This window comes from Paraglaciecola sp. (assembly GCF_039943935.1).
Lineage (GTDB): Bacteria > Pseudomonadota > Gammaproteobacteria > Enterobacterales > Alteromonadaceae > Paraglaciecola.
This window is the reverse complement of sequence record NZ_JBDUZQ010000013.1, coordinates 153,903-166,473: the sequence shown is the minus strand read 5'-3', so window position 1 is coordinate 166,473 and position 12,571 is coordinate 153,903. Positions and strand designations below refer to the sequence as shown.

10 protein-coding genes and 2 tRNA genes are annotated in these 12,571 nt (G+C 38.7%); 4 read left to right on the top strand and 8 right to left on the bottom strand.

All coding sequences use genetic code 11. The features are described from left to right. The first annotated feature begins 210 nt into the window (after positions 1-210). Positions 211-1,020 (top strand): thioesterase family protein, encoded by an 810-nt coding sequence (locus ABJD71_RS08120; RefSeq protein WP_348167221.1) that lies wholly within the window; start codon positions 211-213, stop codon positions 1,018-1,020. A gap of 6 nt (positions 1,021-1,026) precedes the next feature. Here the strand turns inward: ABJD71_RS08120 and ABJD71_RS08115 are convergent, their stop codons facing one another. Beyond that, positions 1,027-1,869, bottom strand: a complete 843-nt coding sequence (locus ABJD71_RS08115; RefSeq protein ID WP_348167218.1) for an HDOD domain-containing protein — start codon at positions 1,867-1,869, stop codon at positions 1,027-1,029. 479 nt (positions 1,870-2,348) lie between these two features. Here ABJD71_RS08115 and ABJD71_RS08110 point away from each other — a divergent pair, with 479 nt between their 5' ends. Both ABJD71_RS08110 and ABJD71_RS08105 read left to right on the top strand, forming a co-directional pair. Continuing rightward, positions 2,349-3,245, top strand: coding sequence for an aspartoacylase (locus tag ABJD71_RS08110; RefSeq protein WP_348167215.1), 897 nt, complete (start codon positions 2,349-2,351; stop codon positions 3,243-3,245). Positions 3,246-3,408: 163 nt separating this feature from the next. After that, the gene (locus ABJD71_RS08105; protein WP_348167212.1) at positions 3,409-6,633 is read left to right on the top strand and encodes a S41 family peptidase; all 3,225 of its coding nucleotides are present in this window, start codon (positions 3,409-3,411) and stop codon (positions 6,631-6,633) included. A gap of 228 nt (positions 6,634-6,861) precedes the next feature. On the opposite strand, the gene ABJD71_RS08100 is transcribed toward ABJD71_RS08105, so the two are convergent. Further along, positions 6,862-7,596 carry a WYL domain-containing protein gene (locus ABJD71_RS08100; RefSeq protein ID WP_348167209.1) on the bottom strand — a complete coding sequence of 245 codons (735 nt, stop codon included), beginning with the start codon at positions 7,594-7,596 and terminating at the stop codon, positions 6,862-6,864. 95 nt (positions 7,597-7,691) lie between these two features. Here ABJD71_RS08100 and ABJD71_RS08095 point away from each other — a divergent pair, with 95 nt between their 5' ends. Beyond that, on the top strand, positions 7,692-8,282 hold the full coding sequence (locus ABJD71_RS08095) for a glutathione S-transferase family protein (protein WP_348167206.1): 591 nt from the start codon (positions 7,692-7,694) through the stop codon (positions 8,280-8,282). Between the two features lie 303 nt (positions 8,283-8,585). Here ABJD71_RS08095 and ABJD71_RS08090 read toward each other — a convergent pair. From ABJD71_RS08090 to tolA, 6 genes are all read right to left on the bottom strand, one after another. Then, positions 8,586-8,661 (bottom strand) — tRNA-Lys (locus ABJD71_RS08090). Between the two features lie 43 nt (positions 8,662-8,704). Then, positions 8,705-8,780 (bottom strand) — tRNA-Lys (locus tag ABJD71_RS08085). A 168-nt stretch (positions 8,781-8,948) separates the two neighbouring features. Next, positions 8,949-9,698, bottom strand: a complete 750-nt coding sequence (gene ybgF, locus ABJD71_RS08080) for a tol-pal system protein YbgF (protein WP_348167203.1) — start codon at positions 9,696-9,698, stop codon at positions 8,949-8,951. A gap of 12 nt (positions 9,699-9,710) precedes the next feature. Beyond that, positions 9,711-10,271 (bottom strand): peptidoglycan-associated lipoprotein Pal, encoded by a 561-nt coding sequence (pal, locus tag ABJD71_RS08075; protein WP_348167200.1) that lies wholly within the window; start codon positions 10,269-10,271, stop codon positions 9,711-9,713. 46 nt (positions 10,272-10,317) lie between these two features. Then, positions 10,318-11,676, bottom strand: coding sequence for a Tol-Pal system beta propeller repeat protein TolB (tolB, locus tag ABJD71_RS08070; protein WP_348167197.1), 1,359 nt, complete (start codon positions 11,674-11,676; stop codon positions 10,318-10,320). Next, complete coding sequence (tolA, locus tag ABJD71_RS08065) at positions 11,676-12,566, bottom strand: cell envelope integrity protein TolA (protein WP_348167194.1); 891 nt, start codon at positions 12,564-12,566, stop codon at positions 11,676-11,678. Before tolA ends, tolB begins: the two co-directional genes overlap by 1 nt. Between the last annotated feature and the right edge of the window lie 5 nt (positions 12,567-12,571).

The following is a 12,571-nucleotide window of genomic DNA, read 5'->3' as shown; positions in this document are numbered from 1 at the left end:
GGTTCTACAAGAATATTCTATCGTATCCAATGGTAAGGCCGTGATATCCTTAACATCAAGAGATTTATAACTTTTATATAGTTATAACAATAACTTATGTTCATTTATAAAGAGGTTGAATTAACTCTCTATAATGAGTTACCTATTTACGTATCATAAAATCGTTGCTACGTAGTATCAAAGTAGGTTTTATAAAAATACAGGTGAACAATGCATATAGATACACTATTTGACTCAATTAGAAATCAGATAAAACACAACATAAATGAAGTAAAACTCACTCTAGATAAATCATGGGCTCAAGGTAGGACCATATATGGTGGAGTATCGGCAGCTTTAATTTTTAAAGCTATTCGAGAAACTCTAACATCAGAAAGCCAGATGAGATCATTCAATACCGCATTTATTGGTCCGCTAGAAGCAAATAAAGAATTTACGATACAAGTAGAAATATTGAGACAAGGTAAAAATGTCACTCAAGCTATTGGCAAAGTAACCCAAAATGGAAATGTAGCGGTGCTCAGTCAAGCCAGCTTTGGGGTTAAAAGGCGATCAAAGATACGTGTACTCAATAATCTAGAACATGGATTAGAGGGCCCAACAAAGGCAAACTTTCTGCCAGTAATCCCTAAAGTAACACCTAAATTTATTAGTCAGTTTGAACTCGCTAAAACTGATGGCGGTTGGCCCTTTACTGGCAACAAAAACAGCCATACTTTTGGACGGATGCGCTTTAAAGTCGCACCAAAAACGTTTACAGAGGCACACCTAGTAGGGTTAATTGATGTATGGCCCCCAACAGTTTTACAGCAGTTAAAATGGCCTGCAGCAGCCAGTACAATGAATTGGAATCTAGAATTTATTCACCCACACAATTCAATTAGCCCTTCCGATTGGTTTGTTTACAAAGCTAAAACCAGACACGCTCAAGACGGGTATGCTAACACTGAAGCAGAAGTTTGGGATAGTAACGGAGCTTTAGTTGCGTTAAGCAGACAAACGGTAGCAGTATTCGCCTAGCCTGAATTAAAATAATGCGAATGACGACGGACTAAACAAGGCTAAAGCACTCATAAGCTGTAAATTACTAAAATCTACAGCGTCATCTATGCTCTCTTTATCCAAATCTAAAACAGCATACATTTCAGGAGTTATGCCATCAAACCTGGAGAAATACTCATTATTAATATTATTTATCGCTAATAAGTATCCAAGTTGAATGATTTGTTGTTCTTTAGTTAGCACTTCCTTTGAAGTGCAATGCGTAGACTCAATTATTTCAACAATATCTAAGGGGATCCCCCATAGTTTAAGTAAACGACTAGAGATATCGACATAAGAAAACCCTAAGTAATGATTTTGTTGTTCCAATGGCGTTTTAGAAGATATGTCCATGCATTTTCTAGCGATCGCCGAATTTAGTTGCACCACTACCAACTCACCTAGATTATGTAACAAACCACACACAAACAGTTTTTCCGACTCTTTTAGGCCAAGTTCATCCGCAAGGTATTTACACAACAACCCACAAGAAACAGATTCTTCCCAAAATTTATCTAAATCAATGACATCAATTGCAATACCTTTAAAAGCACTCGCAACACCATAAGCTAACACCAAATCATAAATAGAGTGTGTTCCAATGACCTGAATTGCTTTAGATACTGTCGTTATGGTGTTGGGAAAATTATAAAGGGCACTATTTGATATTTTCAAGACTTGCGTCATTATGGCAGGGTCATAATTGATGACTTCTGCAATATCATCTAAAGATGCTGCATCATCATCAATTAATTGTTTAATTTTAATTACTGCATCTGGTAAAACAAAGATATCACCAGCATCGTCTACGTAATTTTGTAAATCCATCTATCTTCTTCATAGCAAAAGTATCACGTTAATTGTAAATGAAGAATGCTTTAAGTTCATGCCTAAACAATAAAAACATGCATATTAATTTACACTACCGGTATGGGAGCCTTGAGTTTTAGGAATGCAATTCAGGCCCATTTTTCAATACGAGTAAGTATCATGCTGTAATCTGACTACACATTATCAATGTGAATGCTCAGAAAGCATCCAAGTCTTTTTGAAGAAGGTATTGCTATGCTCTTGCGGTCTAAAGGCCAACCATAACGACATCAAATTCATACAGTTTATTGTGAAAATGCTTCCCCTTGTCTATCTTAATTGCCCCCTAATAATTAAGACCTGGGATTTTCCGCCGACATATTTACAATCACCATTAACAGCGGGTTTGAATTGACAATTGATTCGTTTTCTTTATTTTTAATATGCTTCTGTAAGATATAATATTGTTAACAATTAATACTGGGAAAACATATTTAATGGATAAACTTAAGAAGGTCGCTATTGTTGGGGGAACACACGGCAATGAATTTAGTGGCATTTATTTATTAAAAAAGTGGCAAAGCCAGCCTCATCACATCCAAAGAAATAGCCTCAGTATTGAAACACTACTCGCTAACCCTAAAGGGTTTGAAGAGAATAAACGTTATCTTGATTGTGATTTAAATCGTCAATTTACACTTAGTAACCTTGCAAACAATGATTTGACTAAATATGAGCAAACTTTAGCAAAAACCATTAACTCGCAATTAGGCCCTAAAGGACGTGCTAAAACTGATTTTATTATTGATTTGCACAACACTACTAGCAACATGGGGCCAACACTCATCTTACTAAAGTCTGACGAATTTAATAAAAAGTTAGGCGCATATGTACTATCAAAAATGCCTAAAGCCGTTATTGTATTCGAAGACCAAATTAGCATTGAAGAACATTGTTTTCTGGCCTCAATCGCGCCACAAGGAGTGATTGTCGAAATAGGCCCACAACCACAATCAGTGATTAGACAAGACGTACTAGAATGGATGGAAAATATGACACATACCATCCTTGATTTTATTGAATTACATAATCGTAATATGTTACCTGACCTAGCAGAAAGCTATACAGCTTTTAGCTACGTAGAAACCATAGCTTTGCCAACTGATGAAAATGGTGAACGCATTGGCATGGTCCATAAAAAGATTCAAGATAATGACTTTCAACCGCTCAATCCAGGGGACCCTATTTTTACCTTATTTGACGGGGGAGAAATTACCTATCAAGGTGATTACGAAGCCTACCCACACTTTATAAATGAAGCCGCCTATTACGATAACAATCTAGCAATGTCACTAGGTAAAAAAATCAGTGTTACTCTGGATGGTGGGTTCTGAATTTTATAAAAACAAAGGGATCATGTATCTATTTTCATGGAATTTATTTTTAATATTTAAGATATTCTTACAATTATTTAAAGCCAATTTAAAAACGATGATTGAATCAAGAAGATAATCCAACTAATGTTTGCTAATTAATATAACAACAATAAGAAAGTATATGAAATTAATAAGAATTTTCGTTATTTTTACAGCATTAAGTGCGTTTAATACATACGCTTACCAAACATCCGATACTCGCCTGTTACGATTTGCAGATATTTATAAAGAGCATGTAACCTTTGTCTATGCGGGTGATATCTATATTGCTAATCACCACACCAAAGAGAGCCGACGTTTAACCGATCATATCGGTTATGAAGCCTTTCCCAAATTTTCACCTAACGGAAAAAAAATCGCTTTCTCTGCCGAATATAATGGCAGCCGACAGGTTTACGTCATGAATGTCGATGGTTCTGAGCTAAAACAGTTAACATATTACAATGATGTAGGTCCAATGCCTCCACGTGGCGGATTTGATTACCGCGTTTTAGACTGGACACCTGATGGTGAATATATTGTATTTAGAGCAAATAGGTTGCCTTGGGGCGAACGCATGGGGCGTCCATATAAAATATCTGTCAACGGAGGTAAAGAACAACCATTAGCAGTACCTGAAACAGGAGGTGGCATGCTTTCAATGGATGGTAAAAAGTACATTTACACGCCTATTGACCGAGAATTCCGCACATGGAAACGGAGTCGAGGTGGCCGTGCACAAGATGTTTGGGCATATGACTTAGAAAAGAATACCTCTGAACAGCTGACAAATCACAGTGCAACAGATCAACAACCTACCATAGTTGAAGACACTATTTATTTCGTGTCTGACCGTGACTTTACATTAAACTTATATCAATACAGAAAAGGAAAAGAACCAAAAAAGCTTACCCATCACAATACCTACGATGTACTGTGGCCATCTGCTGGCCCTGATGCAATTGTGTATGAAAATGGTGGATATTTATATCGTTTTGACCCAAAGACAGAACAATCAAAGAAGCTCATAATTGACATTCTAGGCGTGCGTAAGCATGCCCTGCCCTATAGTAAAAATGTAAGCAAGTTTATCGATTCAATGAGCATTGATAACAGTGGCAAACGTGCATTATTTACCTCTAGAGGCGAGATTTTTTCAGTACCTAAAAAAGACGGTGTTACCCGCAACCTATCGCACACATCTAGCAGTCGAGAGATAGATGCTACGTGGTCACCTAGCGGACGTTATATCGCTTATATGAGCGACAAAACCGGTGAGTATGAAATCTACTTAAAAGACCGAGCATCTAATAACAAAATTAAACAGTTAACATCAAATGGTACTATTTGGCGTTTCAACCCAATTTGGTCACCAGACAGCACAAAACTATTATTTGCAGATAAAAATCATATTCTTTGGGTGGTCGATATAAAGAGTCGCAAGCAAACCCAAATAGATGTGGCTCGCTTTAACGATGACAGTTTAACCACATATATTTGGTCGCCCAACAGTGAAGACATTGTTTACCTTAAAAACAACGAAAACAGGTATCGTTCATTGTGGCATTACAATTTAAATAGTAAAAAGAAAACTCGTTTAACCAACGAAATGACCTCGGAACAAAACCCAACGTTTTCGCCAAATGGCCACTATTTGTATTTTACCTCACAGCGTGATTTCAATATGACCTTCTCAAGCTATGAGTTTGATTATTTATATGCTAATTCAACTAGAGTATATGCTGCTGCAGTTAACAATGATGTAATCGCCATCAATAACTTCAAAAGTGATGAAGTAGTTATAAAAGTTGACAATGATAAAGAAGAAAGTGAAGCAGAGCAGTCAGACATTCCCTCTACAATAGATCCAAAGAACTTTATGGATAGAGTTGAAGTATTGAATGCTAAAGCTGGAGACTACAATCAACTTGGCGGAGTAAAAGGCGGTGTCCTTGCCATGTCTGATGGAACATTAAATGTTATAGGTAACGGGCGCAGCGGAAAGGTAGAAACAGTTGCTGAAAAAGTCTCGGCTTATACCCTTTCTGCAAATGCTAAACATCTACTTATAAAATCAGGCGATAACTACAGCATTGTAGAACCCAAAGCCAAGCAAGTCCTATCTAAATCAACGCTCAATTTATCTCAACTAATGTTAAAAATATCCCCACAAGTTGAATGGCAACAAATGTATGTAGAGGCTTGGCGAACACTGAGAGACTGGTTCTACGATGAGAATCACCATGGGCAAGACTGGATAGAAATAAGAAAGCGTTATCAACCTTTGGTGAATGCTGTGGCACACCGAAGCGATCTTGATTACATACTTAGTGAAATTGCGGGAGAGTTAAACGCTGGCCACATTTACGTACAATCTGGCGATACTCCTAAAGCAGAACGTAAAAAACATGGACTGTTAGGAGCTGAAGTTTCTACCCACTTGTCAGGTTTTGCAAAAATTGATGAAATTTTTAAAGGCGAGAGCTGGCACGAAAACTTCCGTTCCCCACTTGATGAACCAGGTGTAAACGCAAATGTAGGAAATTACATCATAACAGTACAAGGTCAGACAACCAAAGGGGTTAGCAATTTTTATGAACTACTAGAGAATACTCAAAAACAAACTATTGAACTAGAGTTGAGTGACTCACCAAGTCATGAAAACACCTGGACAGTGACAGTTAAACCAGTAGCCAGTGAAACCGGTTTACGTTACTTAAAGTGGGTGAAGTCTCGCATGGATTACGTCGATAAACTGTCTAAAGGCAAAATTGGATATGTTCACTTACCTAACACCCATTCTGCTGGTCATAGGGAGCTATTTAAAAAGTTTATGCCACAAACCACTAAGGAAGCCATGATAATCGATGATCGTTACAATGGCGGCGGCTTTATTCCAGAACACATGCTGACTTGGCTGGCTCGTAAACCTCTAAATTACTGGAAGCGTAGAGGCGTAGAACCCACAAAAACGCCTCAGTTAGCCCATGAAGGCCCTAAAGCCATGCTAATCAATGGTTACTCTAGCTCAGGTGGAGATGCCCTACCCTACTATTTCCGCCAAGCTGGTTTAGGGAAACTAATAGGCACTCGTACGTGGGGGGGCTTGATTGGCATTTCAGGTAATCCTAGCCTTGTGGACGGGGGGCAGGTAATTGCTGCAACTTTTAGAGTGCTAGACAATGAAGGAAATTGGATCATTGAAAACGAAGGGGTTACCCCAGACATTAAAGTAATAGACCGTCCAGAACTGATACATAAAGGACAAGACCCATCGATTGAGCGTGCTGTCAAAGAGCTACTACAAGAGTTAAAACAAAACCCTAAGCGTAAGCTTGTAGCACCTTCCCCACCAAAAAACTTTTAGCTCTGACTTTAATGAAATCTAATACCAATCAAGATTTGGTGACTATGTGAATAATCACAGCGCCCGAAAGGGCGCTAATACAATCCAATAAACAGAAAAACCGTTCAGTCTAAATACTCACAAATTTATGATGTTCACGAATAGTTGAATATTACTCTGATATCTACTGTCTAATAAGAAATCCAAGCATTAATTACACAATGTGATTCTAATAAAGCCAGAGCGAGACTAAATTGTTTTGTAATACGGTGCGTAAGTATCGTTAAGGAGCAGCTCGGGCCGAAGCTCGAAATATACTCCCATAACACAAGCACTTTCAATTCTATCTATACGGAATACTCTAGCAGCCGCTCTGAGGTGATCCCACGCTATTATGTACCATACAGGCCAACTCAACATAATATAATGAGCCTCTATAGTCCGTATAGTATGTTCACCAGCATCAGAGCAGTATTTTATATCTAAACAGCGTTGCTCAAAAAAAGACGCTAAGATATTGTCTGAAATCTCCGGTTTGAGGTCCGATAGGAGAAAGTCACTAGTAAGCTTTGTCTGTCTACTAATCAAAATACGCTTACGAATGTTACTCACAACCCCCCGTTGGTTTTCAGGAAAGGCCTGAAATAGTTTCTGCCTAATAGCGTTTAGATTGTCACTCAGCAAGGGTAAATTGAGCGTCTCCATTATAGAAAGTGAAAGTATCAAATCTACGACCTCTTTGTGATTCAATACTAAGCGTTCAATTCCCCATCTTCCGTTTAAACGAATACCGCCTCCACGCCCTCTATCTGACTCTATTGGGTACCCTGCATCTTTGAGATCTGCGAGTTCTCGCATTAAGGTGCGTTGACTGATATTTAAGTGCTCCCGTAGATCAGCAGTCTGCCAATACACCTCTGAACGGAGCATGCCAATTAGCCGGTTTCGTCTTTCGGCACGACTTTTAAAGTTTGTCTTCAACATAACTTTAATGTGCCACTATATGGCACATTTATCAATACACTCTACTTTTAAACAAAACGTTCATTTCGAAATACACTATAGAAAGGAAAATAACCATGAAGCATTATTACAACTCAATGAGCAGAGCTGTCACAACAGATTGGATGCTTAAAGAGCTTGATATCAAACATGAGCAAATCCAAATTGACCTTACCGTTAAAAGCGAGGAGTTGTTACATTTACAACAAATTAACCCCATGGGGAAAGTGCCAATACTTAAAGATGCTCAAACCGTTGTTACAGAAGTGGCGGCCATCTGCGCATATTTAGCTGACAAGTATCCAGAGAAGAAGTTGGCACCAGAAATACACTCTATTGATAGAGGCACCTATTATCGCTACTTGTTTGTTACAGGAAATACCATTGAACCAGCCCTTACCCTTGCTGCGGCGCAAATTACACACCCGAAACCTGCAACAGCTGGATGGGGAGATATGACTCGTGTTATGTCAACGTTAGAAGCTTTAACCCCCACAACTAATTGGGCACTTGGCAACCAGTTTACGGCCGCCGATATAGTGTTTGGAGGGTTACTAGCTTCATCAGTAGTATTCGGCATACTTGAAGCCTCACCCAAAGTAGCAGCTTACATTGATCGGATTCAGCAAAGGCCTGCCTATCAAGACGCGTGCCGAGCTTTTATTTAAGGATTAAATTTGTTGGCGCTAAGTAAAAATACATATTTATTGAAATAGAAAGTCTTTGCTTCGGTCTACAAATTCTTAATTTTTCATCTGAATAAAAACAATCTAATTAAAATCAATGTCATTGAATAAGCTAGATGAAAAATGATAAGTCATGCTAGATCACTTCAGGCATCTGTCTTATGTAGTTTGTAGGCTCTAGTTTTTCTTGGAAAATTAGTTGAACATGCAAGTTATCATCCGTTACAACATAAGTTATATATGGACGTTAATAATTTAATGGGTACTTGAAACATTAGAGATAGATGGTGGGTCGTGCTGGATTCGAACCAGCGACCAATTGATTAAAAGTCAACTGCTCTACCAACTGAGCTAACGACCCATCTAATTGAAAACTTTACATAAACGCGATGAGATTCGGAAATTGGTGGGTCGTGCTGGATTCGAACCAGCGACCAATTGATTAAAAGTCAACTGCTCTACCAACTGAGCTAACGACCCTTTTTCCGTTCGCCTCACTGCGAAGGCGGCATATAATACTCAATTCAAATTTCAGTGCAAGCTTAAAACTAATTTATTTTAAGAATTTAAACTGTTTGCTGAAAAAGCGAACGATACTTGTATAAAGAATGAAACATTGGCGCTAAATAATGAGTTAGCGCACAATTTTTATAAATTACTTAATCTCTGGCTAGCCAACTTTGCAGAAGAAGAGTCTGGGAATTCGCTCAATAATTGTTCCCATAATTGTTTCGCTCTAGCCGCATTTGATCGTTGTACTTCAGTGATGCCAAGTTTTAATAACGCATCAGCTCTTTTATTAGAGTCAGGGTAATGACTAACTAACGACTGAAATTGTTCACCCGCACCTACCCAATCTTGTTTATTAAACAACACTTGACCTAACCAGTATCGTGCATTTGGAACATAGTCAGATGTAGGATAATTTTGTAGAAATGCTTCAAACTCTAGTACAGCTTGATCATACAGTCTATCTTTTAATATTAGATTAACCGCTTTATCGTAAGCCTCATTATCACTTCCTACTACCGGAGTAGTGTCACTAGGAGTTGCCAATTGCGAAGGCACAGTAGCAACCTGAGTACTTGGTTGAGTTTTTACTTCTTCAATACGTTTATCAATCTCAAGGTACAACTCACGCTGACGTTCTAAGATCTTCTCTAGTTGATAACTCTGAACTTCAATTGCACCACGAAGCTCACTCACTTCGCTTTGTAAAAGGTCCAATTGTTCTTGTTGACGATGTTGAGCTTGAGTACGAGACGCAAACTTCTTTTCTAGTTCTACAAGACGTTGTTTGTCACTACTGTCATTCACATCTGCCACAGGCGCAGGAGCCGCATTAACTGCGGCTCCATATAGCCCTAGCAAACTTAGCGCTAAGGTGCGTTTTATCATGTTTAATATCTACTATTGATATACTAATACGCCGCGACGGTTTTCTGCGAAAGCCGCTGCAGTACTGTAATAATTAACTGGTTTTTCTTCACCATAAGAAACAACAGAAACTTGCGAAGAACTTACACCGGCATTCAATAAATAAGTCTGTACTGATTTGGCTCGAGATTCACCTAAAGCAATATTATACTCTGGTGTACCACGGCTATCAGTATGGCCTTCAATAACAATAGATTGACTGCTATTTTTAACTAAAAACGCAGCATGTAAATCTAATACTGAATAAAACTCAGGCTTTACACTTGCACGGTCAAAGTCAAAATAAACGGTTTGGGATTCTTGCAACTCATCTAATTGCTTTTTCATCTCTTCTTCAGGAGACATTAGCGGTGCAACATTTCCTGTTTGAACGTTTGCATCTTCTGCAGCTTGGGCATCAGCTGCTGCTTGCTCTTGTGCGATTCTCGCTTGCTCAGCCGCTAAAGCTTCATCTTCACTTGTTGAAGAACAAGCCATTAAGGTCACAACAGGTAAAGCTATGATTAAACCTTTAAAAATTTTGTTAAGCTGCATTCTTTTTGTTCCTATTTTTATCGAATTTAAATTATATATCTCTTGGCTACAGTAAAAACGGCGACCAACTTGGTGCCTTTACTTGTCCGTCGGCTGCTGGTAGACGAGCCTTAAACCTTCCATCAAGGGAGACCAAAGACAAAACTTGCTTTCCTTGATGCAATGTACTGTATATGATCATACTTCCATTTGGAGCAATACTTGGTGATTCATCTAAATAGGTCTTAGTTAAAACCATGAGATTACCACTATCAAGATCTTGCCTTGCAATATGATAGTTACCTCGGGTCCGATTCACCATCACCATCTGCTCGCCATTAGGGGTAACCGTACCACCTAAATTCATTTCGCCATCAAACGTAAGACGCCGAACCTTGTTCGTAGCTAAATTTACTCGATATATCTGAGGTTTACCACCCCGTTCTGAACTAAATATCAATCCTTTACTGTCAGGCATCCAACTAGGTTCAGTATCTATCGCTCTATTATTTGTGAGTCTGCGAATTTGTTTGCTCGCTATATCCATAACATATAATTCGGGATTGCCATCTTTAGACAATACCAAAGCTAATTTTTTACCATCAGGCGAAAACTTGGGCGAGCCATTTATACCTGGAAAGCTCGTCATTTGCGTACGGCTCATGGTGTAGATATCTTGGATATAGATTTGTGGACGCTTATTCTCAAAGCTAACATACGCAAGCTTAGTCCCATCAGGAGACCAAGAAGGTGACATTAGAGGCTCTTTCGAACGTAAAAGCACAGTTTCGTTAACACCGTCATAATCAGATACAACCAACTGATATGGAAACTCATGAGATTGCCTATCACGCACTAATACATAGGCAATACGTGTCATAAACGCGCCTTTTTCACCCGTTAGCTTTTCATAAACAACGTCACTAATTCTATGGGAATACTGCCTAAACTCATTCCCTGAAATAGTTGATCTTCTGGTTTCTAATATATGCTCACTACTACTAACTAATTTTCCACCCACTAAGATTTGTGAATCACCGCCAGTGATTTGCCCACGCAGTACATCAATCAACTCATAAGTTACTGTATATCTATCAATGCCAGCGAGTTCGACTGTGCCTACGAGAACGGCTTCAACACCTTTTGCGGCCCAAGCACTATAATCAACCTCAGTATCAGTAGCAGGATATTGAGGCATATCAATGCTCTTAATTGGATTGAATTTACCACTACGACGTAAATCAGCACCTATTACTTCTGTAATTTCTGCGGGCATTACGCCGTCACCCACCCACTTAAACGGTACAATACCGATAGGCCTTGAAGTATCTACACCTTCAGTAATCACAATCTCTAGGGCGGAGAAACAGTTAAAACTAATTAAAGAAAATAAAAAAGAAAAGAAAAGAACTCTAAGTTTCGGCATTACAATGTTGGCTCTACAGTTAAATTAATGTTACGTAATTGTTGGTTGACATCCGCTTCTTTCGAAACAGGCAATGTATCTGATTTATAAACAGCCGCCTTAGCGGCTCGACATAAAATAGCATTACCACTTAATTCAGTAACTTGTGTTACTAGACCATTAGAAGCCAAACGGATATTTAGGCGACAAGACTTACCTTTCATAGCGTCATCTACTATTAAATTTCGTTCTATAGTTTGTTTAATAAGCGCTTGATACTTTTGAACTTCCGACAAGACCTGCTTATTTCGCACTTGCTGTCTTGCTGCTTGCTCTGCTTGCAGTTGCTCTTCTAATAGCTTTTGCTGCAGCGCCTGTTCTTTTTCTTGTTGACGTTTTCTCTCTAATTCTTTTAGGGCAGCTTCTTCTTTTTGGCGTTTTTCTTTTGCTTTTCGAGCAAGTTCATCAGCTTTTTTCTTTTCTAATTCTTTACGCTTTCTTGCTGCTTCTAGCTTTGCTATTTTGGCTTTTTCTTGTTTCTGTTTTTCACGAGCGGCAGCAGCGGCTTGTTCTGCTTTCTTTTTGTTTTGTTCTTGTTTACGTGCTTGATTTTTTAACTCAGACACTTGTGACTCTTGTTGCTTTCGCTTTCTTTCTGCAGCAGCAGCTCGGCGCTCTAAATCCTTAACTCTTTGCTCCTCTTTTTGTTGCTGAGCCTTTTTCTTGTCCTTTATTTTTTGGACTTCTTGTTGTAATTGCTGTTCATCTATAGCCTTTGCTTCAATAATTGGTGCTGGGGCAGAATACTCTGGGGTCTCTTTAGATGAAGAAAAGTCAGCACTCACCCACACCATGACCAACACAACTAAGTGCAGCAAAAAGGACAATGAAAAACTAGTAAAAAGGTTCATTGCTA

Coding starts and splice junctions, on each gene's coding strand:
- ABJD71_RS08120 (WP_348167221.1), top strand. CDS start 211: ATGCATATAGATACACTATTTGACTCAATTAGAAATCAGATAAAACAC.
- ABJD71_RS08115 (WP_348167218.1), bottom strand. CDS start 1,869: ATGGATTTACAAAATTACGTAGACGATGCTGGTGATATCTTTGTTTTA.
- ABJD71_RS08110 (WP_348167215.1), top strand. CDS start 2,349: ATGGATAAACTTAAGAAGGTCGCTATTGTTGGGGGAACACACGGCAAT.
- ABJD71_RS08105 (WP_348167212.1), top strand. CDS start 3,409: ATGAAATTAATAAGAATTTTCGTTATTTTTACAGCATTAAGTGCGTTT.
- ABJD71_RS08100 (WP_348167209.1), bottom strand. CDS start 7,596: ATGTTGAAGACAAACTTTAAAAGTCGTGCCGAAAGACGAAACCGGCTA.
- ABJD71_RS08095 (WP_348167206.1), top strand. CDS start 7,692: ATGAAGCATTATTACAACTCAATGAGCAGAGCTGTCACAACAGATTGG.
- ybgF (WP_348167203.1), bottom strand. CDS start 9,698: ATGATAAAACGCACCTTAGCGCTAAGTTTGCTAGGGCTATATGGAGCC.
- pal (WP_348167200.1), bottom strand. CDS start 10,271: ATGCAGCTTAACAAAATTTTTAAAGGTTTAATCATAGCTTTACCTGTT.
- tolB (WP_348167197.1), bottom strand. CDS start 11,676: ATGCCGAAACTTAGAGTTCTTTTCTTTTCTTTTTTATTTTCTTTAATT.
- tolA (WP_348167194.1), bottom strand. CDS start 12,566: ATGAACCTTTTTACTAGTTTTTCATTGTCCTTTTTGCTGCACTTAGTT.